Genomic DNA, 2,041 nt, shown 5'->3' with positions numbered 1-2,041 from the left:
GCGGCCTCCCCCGGCGTCGGCACGAGCGGGGTCGCGGCGGCCGCGCCGGTCAGCGCGCCGGCCATCAGAAGAGCGCGACCTTCTCCGGGCCCGGGAACAGGGCGTCCAGCTCGGCCAGGTCCTCCGCGGTGGCGAGCCAGTCGGCCGCCGCCGCGTTCTCCACGACCTGCGCGGGACGGGTGGCGCCGGCGATCACGGAGGACACCGGTCCCTGCGCCGCCAGCCACCCGATCGCGGCCTGGACCTCGGTGATCCCCCGCTCCCGGGCGAACCGGCCGAAGGCGGCCAGCTGCTCCAGGTCGGCGTCGGCCACCATGTGCTGGCGCACGTGGGACAGGCGCGAGCCCTCGGGGGCGTCGCCCTGCGAGTACTTGCCCGTGAGCAGCCCGTTGGCCAGCGGGAAGTACGGCAGGACGCCGAGCCCGAACTCGGCCGCCGCCGGGACCACCTCGAGCTCGGCCCGGCGGTCCAGCAGGTTGTAGTGGTTCTGCGCGGACACGAAGCGCTCCACGCCCAGCTCGCGGGCCACGTACTCGGCCTGGGCGATCTGCCACCCGGCCCGGTTCGAGTGGCCCACGTAGCGGACCTTGCCGGCGCGCACGAGGTCGTCGAGCGCGCGGAGGGTCTCCTCGATGGGCGTGGCCGGGTCCGGGGTGTGGAACTGGTAGAGGTCGATCCAGTCGGTGCCGAGGCGGCGCAGGGAGTCCTCGACGGCGCGCACGATGTACCGGCGGGAGCCCCGCGCGCCGCCGTCGTCGCCGGCGACACCGCCCATGTCCATGCCGAACTTGGTGCCGATCACCACCTCGTCGCGGCGGGCGCCCAGGGCGCGGCCGAGCCGCTCCTCGGACAGGCCGGGCTCGGCGCCGTAGACGTCGGCGACGTCGAAGAAGGTGATGCCGGCGTCGAGCGCGGCGTGGACGACGGCGTCGGTGCCGGCCTGCTCCAGCGTGGCGGTGCCGGGGCGGCCGAGGTTGTTGCAGCCCAGGCCGACGACGGAGACGGTCAGCCCGGAGCGGCCGAGACGGGTGTGGCGCACGGGTCAGCCCTCCTGCTCTGCGGTGCGGACGTCCACCTTGTTCGGCTGCACGCCGTCGGCGCGCTTGGCGGCCGCCGGGATCTCGGCGGCGGCCTTGCGGGCGTGGGGGGTCCGGACGCGCAGCACGAGGGCACCGACCTCCTCGACGACGTCCTCGACCTCGCCGAGACCGCGCCAGGCCAGCTGGTGGGTCACCTCGACGCGCAGCCGCTCGACGGTGCGCCGCTCGATCGCCGTGGCCTCCCGGCCGCGGAGCCGGTAGGCCACCGGCAGCACGGCGAAGGTCGCGGGGTCCGCCTCGGCGAAGCCCTCCTCCGCGCCCTGCGCCACGAACGCGGCCAGCAGCTGATCACCCTCGGCCTGGTCGGCCAGGGGCTGCTCCCCGACGGTGCCGGGCTGGCCGACCCGACCGTGGTGGACCACGAACTCCCCGGCCTCCGCGTCGGCCCATGCCTCGCGGTACTCGAAGAGCCGGGCGCCGTCGTCGCCGACGCTCTCACGGTACAGCCGGACGATGCTCATGCCTGCTCCTGGTGGTGGGGGGCGGCCGCGTCCTCGGGGACGGGCCGGGCGTACGGGACCTTGGCGCCGAGGACCTGGGCGACGGTGTCCTGGGTGATGCGCTGCGCCGTGAGGCCCACGCGGGCCAGCACCTGCTCGCGGCTGCCGTGGGCGAGGAACTCGACCGGCAGGCCGACCTCGTTCAGGGCGGTGTCCACGCCGGCCGCGCGCATCTCCTGCCGGATCCGCGAGCCGACGCCGCCGGCCCGCACCCCGTCCTCGAGGCACACGACGATCCGGTGGCGGGCGGCCGTGTCGATCACGGACCGGGCCACGGGCAGGACCCACCGCGGGTCGATCACCGTGGCGCTGATGCCGTGCCGCTCGAGCCGTTCGGCGACGTCGAGGCCGAGCTCGGCCATCGCGCCCACCGCCACGATCAGCACGTCCCGCTCGGCGCCGTCGCGCCCGCCGGCCTCGCCGCGCCGGGCGAGCACGTCA

The 2,041-nt window shown here is 75.9% G+C and carries 3 protein-coding genes; all 3 read right to left on the bottom strand.

From position 1 onward, the window contains the following. Window positions 1-64 precede the first annotated feature (64 nt). Window positions 65-1,039 carry an aldo/keto reductase gene (locus D8M29_RS11370; protein WP_049147649.1) on the bottom strand — a complete coding sequence of 325 codons (975 nt, stop codon included), beginning with the start codon at window positions 1,037-1,039 and terminating at the stop codon, window positions 65-67. A gap of 3 nt (window positions 1,040-1,042) precedes the next feature. Continuing rightward, the gene (locus D8M29_RS11365; protein ID WP_036382832.1) at window positions 1,043-1,561 is read right to left on the bottom strand and encodes a hypothetical protein; all 519 of its coding nucleotides are present in this window, start codon (window positions 1,559-1,561) and stop codon (window positions 1,043-1,045) included. Beyond that, window positions 1,558-2,041 (bottom strand): transketolase C-terminal domain-containing protein (locus tag D8M29_RS11360; protein ID WP_305034230.1); only part of this gene is annotated, 484 nt, incomplete at its 5' end. The genes D8M29_RS11360 and D8M29_RS11365, both read right to left, overlap by 4 nt.

Origin of the sequence: Micrococcus sp. HSID17227 (assembly GCF_003989405.1) — a bacterium.
Taxonomy (GTDB): Bacteria; Actinomycetota; Actinomycetes; order Actinomycetales; family Micrococcaceae; genus Micrococcus; species Micrococcus luteus.
Note: the sequence above shows the minus strand (reverse complement) of the source record. Positions and strands in the feature narration are given on the sequence as shown.

What these genes read in the sequence shown, in the direction of transcription:
- D8M29_RS11365 (WP_036382832.1), bottom strand. Translation starts at nt 1,561, where the DNA reads ATGAGCATCGTCCGGCTGTACCGTGAGAGCGTCGGCGACGACGGCGCC.